Origin of the sequence: Acinetobacter sp. 226 (assembly GCF_048147925.1) — a bacterium.
Classification (GTDB): Bacteria; Pseudomonadota; Gammaproteobacteria; order Pseudomonadales; family Moraxellaceae; genus Acinetobacter; species Acinetobacter pecorum.
In genome coordinates this window covers 1-2,663 of the sequence record NZ_JAYWYX010000064.1, presented here as the reverse complement: position 1 = coordinate 2,663, position 2,663 = coordinate 1, and the positions used below count along the sequence as shown (strand labels likewise).

The window sequence follows — 2,663 nt, the reverse complement described above, 5'->3', positions numbered from 1 at the left end:
AATCAACAGGGTTTTCGGTCTCTAAGCACTTTTTAAAGGGAACATCATCGACTCAAATCTCTATTTGCAACAGTGCCAAAACAAGTCACTGAGAAAGGTTATAGTGTGGCCGAGGTTGCTACACGTTTAGGAACCACCACCCATAGTCTGTATGCCTGGATTAAACGTTATGATCCACAGCAGCCCAAGATAATAGAATCTAATGATCCAAGCGCAGAATTAGCAAAGTTAAAAAAAGAACTACAACGGGTTACTGAAGAAAGGGACATATTAAAAAAGGCCGCGGTGTACTTCGCAAGCCAGTCCAAATGAGGTACGCCTTTATTCAGGACAATCAGCACATATGGCCTGTTCGTCGTTTATGTTCAACGTTAGATGTTCATCACAGTGGTTATTACGCATGGTTAAAGCAACCCACCAGTAAAACTGCAAGGAAACGGCAACAGCTTTCAGGACTGATTAAACAGTTCTGGCTGGAATCTGGCGGAGTCTATGGCTATCGCAAAATTCACTGTGATTTGAAAGATGTTGGCGAAAGTTGCGGGATCAATCGAGTACATCGGCTGATGAAAGCAGATGGTCTTAAATCACAGCGTGGTTATCGTAAGCCTAGAGCTTACGCTGGTACTCCGGCTGTCATTGCCGCAAACAGCTTAAATCGACAGTTTAATCCAACTGAGCCGAACCAATTATGGGTGACGGACATTACCTATATCCGTACACATGAAGGGTGGTTGTATCTGGCAGTTGTGATTGACCTTTTTTCACGTCTTGTTGTTGGCTGGTCTATGAAATCAAGAATCACGACAGATCTGGTTTTAGATGCGTTATTGATGGCTTTGTGGCGGAGAAATCCAAAGAACAAAGTCCTAATCCATTCTGATCAGGGTAGCCAATATACCAGTCATGAATGGCAGACATTTCTCAGGCATCATAATCTTGAAAGTAGTATGAGTCGTAGAGGCAATTGTCATGACAATGCTGTTGCAGAAAGCTTCTTTCAGCTATTAAAGCGGGAACGAATTAAAAAGAGAATCTATGCAACTAGAACTGAAGCAAGATCCGATATCTTTGAATATATTGAGATGTTTTATAATTTAAAACGCAGACATGGTTCCAATGGTCAGCGTTCCCCATTAGATTATGAAAAAGCCCATCAAAAGATGGTCTTGTGTGTCTAAAATTTTGGTGGCTATTCATAGCTTCAACCTTAGATATACAAGAACAAGCAATATTCAGAGATTTAATAGCAGCTCAAGTAGAAGATAATCGATCAACAAATTTAGAGAGTAATGCGGCACCAATTGTGGTTGGTGGAGCAGTTGCAGCATATTGTGCGAAAAATCCTGTGGGGTGCGCCAAGGTTATTGAAAAGACGGCAACGGCCCTAGCTGCAATAGGTATTACTATAGGCATGAGTGGAGAGGAAAAGAAAGAGACTCCACCAAAGGGTGTTCCATCGACATCTGGTAATTCGGCTACGGGGATGCCTCCTAATGGGGATGATGATAAAAAAGTAACTAAAAATTATGAAAAAGAGTTAAACGTTTCTGCTGGTGTTGCTAGAGACCATTTAAGAAAGAATATTCCTGGAAATAAAGCACACGAAGCACATCATATAATTCCTTGGCAGTTAAGAACACACCCTCTAGTCCAACGTGCATCTAAGGGGGGATTTAATATAAATGGTGCAGAAAATGGGGTAAGATTAGCAAATCATAGAGGGCCACATCAATATTACACGAAACGAGTAACTGATTACCTTAATCATTTAGAAAAAACGAATCCGAATATGACGAACCAACAAGCTGCTAATAGTCTAAAGAAATTTACAAATGAGCTGAAAACTACACTCAGAAAAATGGATCAACCCAACACACGTTTAGATGGAGTAAAATAATGGCTTTAAGAGAGTTAAATATACTTAATGATTGTATTGAGGCTATTTCAAATCAATCTTTAATATTGGATATTAATAATAAAGCGTTTTTGGATGATATACAGACCCTTTTAGTGCAATATTTTGAAACGTTTAATAAAGTTTTAAATGAAATGGAATATGATAATTTTTCTGTGGATTTTTTTGTCGATTATGGAAAGTTGATCATTTATCCTGAAAAAAAAATGCCAGAAGATTTAATTTATATGTTTGATGCAGAAAGATTAGATCCATATTTTTATCTAGTTTTTGAAGAATACCTAAAATATTTCGAAAATCTAAATGTGAGTGAAGAAGTATTTGATAGAGAATTTGAATCTAAAACCAATGACGTCATTGATTGTGTAAGTAAAGCTATAAAAAACATAAATGAAAAAGACAAAATTTTAGAAATGCTAGGTAAACCTAAATTGGAAATCAGATATTTTGGTGTAACGAAGGAAGAACTTTTAAAAAGTGAAATACTACAAAAATAAACTTTTAATGAAGAGTGAACTTATAGTTGTTAGGTTCACTTTTTTATTTTTAGGGGGGATTACCCGTGGATGAATGGGTTAGAAATTGAAATTGATAACCCATTGGTTCCTATGGAATTGATGCCAGTAAAACCATTAGATTATTATAATTATGACTTTTTAGATCCGAATGGCTTTGTTGCACAAACCTATCTGTAAAGGGTTTTTCAGCGATATAATTTCTAAATGAAGAAGCCTACACACAAAAT

At 36.9% G+C, this 2,663-nt stretch carries 4 protein-coding genes; all 4 read left to right on the top strand.

The window, feature by feature from the left end; translation table 11 throughout:
* The first annotated feature begins 72 nt into the window (after nucleotides 1-72).
* The 4 genes from VXP95_RS15340 to VXP95_RS15325 all read left to right on the top strand — a co-directional run bounded on the left by VXP95_RS15340 (nucleotide 73) and on the right by VXP95_RS15325 (nucleotide 2,613).
* Nucleotides 73-1,181, top strand: a protein-coding gene (locus VXP95_RS15340; protein ID WP_416712349.1) for an IS3 family transposase whose coding sequence is annotated in 2 segments (ribosomal slippage) — nucleotides 73-280 and nucleotides 280-1,181 — 1,110 coding nt in all. Because the reading frame shifts where the segments join, the coding sequence is not laid out codon by codon here.
* Complete coding sequence (locus tag VXP95_RS15335) at nucleotides 1,172-1,900, top strand: AHH domain-containing protein (RefSeq protein ID WP_416712348.1); 729 nt, start codon at nucleotides 1,172-1,174, stop codon at nucleotides 1,898-1,900. The genes VXP95_RS15340 and VXP95_RS15335 overlap by 10 nt, the downstream gene beginning before the upstream one ends.
* On the top strand, nucleotides 1,900-2,415 hold the full coding sequence (locus VXP95_RS15330) for a hypothetical protein (protein WP_092692620.1): 516 nt from the start codon (nucleotides 1,900-1,902) through the stop codon (nucleotides 2,413-2,415). Before VXP95_RS15335 ends, VXP95_RS15330 begins: the two co-directional genes overlap by 1 nt.
* 69 nt (nucleotides 2,416-2,484) lie before the next feature.
* Nucleotides 2,485-2,613 (top strand): hypothetical protein, encoded by a 129-nt coding sequence (locus VXP95_RS15325; protein ID WP_416712347.1) that lies wholly within the window; start codon nucleotides 2,485-2,487, stop codon nucleotides 2,611-2,613.
* Nucleotides 2,614-2,663 lie beyond the last annotated feature (50 nt).